Source organism: Alkalihalophilus lindianensis (assembly GCF_032843265.1).
GTDB classification, from domain to species: Bacteria; Bacillota; Bacilli; order Bacillales; family Bacillaceae_D; genus Alkalihalophilus; species Alkalihalophilus lindianensis.
The window spans coordinates 1-356 of the sequence record NZ_JAWJBA010000106.1 but is presented as its reverse complement, the minus strand read 5'-3'; the positions used below and the strand labels follow the sequence as shown (position 1 = coordinate 356).

General features: G+C 47.5%; 1 protein-coding gene. It reads left to right on the top strand.

Annotated features, from left to right (window positions below):
* Positions 1-356: MFS transporter (locus RYX56_RS21505; protein ID WP_317124011.1), on the top strand; the 356-nt coding region annotated here is incomplete at both ends.

Below are 356 nucleotides of genomic sequence, written 5' to 3'. Positions count from 1 at the left end.
ATCGGGTGCTTGTCATCGGCTTGTTAGGAGGCGGACTTGGCTCATTGGCGCAAATACTTTTTAGTCAAGTGCTTGGCTTTTCCATTATCCGCTTTATCTACGGTGTCTTTTTCTGCGCGGTATATCCGGCTTTAAATGGTCTCGTCGTAAAGTCAACAGCGGAGAATTTCCGTGGCAGGGCATTTGGTTTAAACCAAACTGCCAACCAAATCGGCGGAATGATTGGTCCGATGCTTGGCGGATTTATTGGCGGCATCTTACCTGTACAAAGCGTGTTTGCCGTAACAGGGATCTTACTTTTGGCTGCAATGGGAGTGGCTTATTGGAAGGGAAATCGTTTAATCGCCCTTTCGACA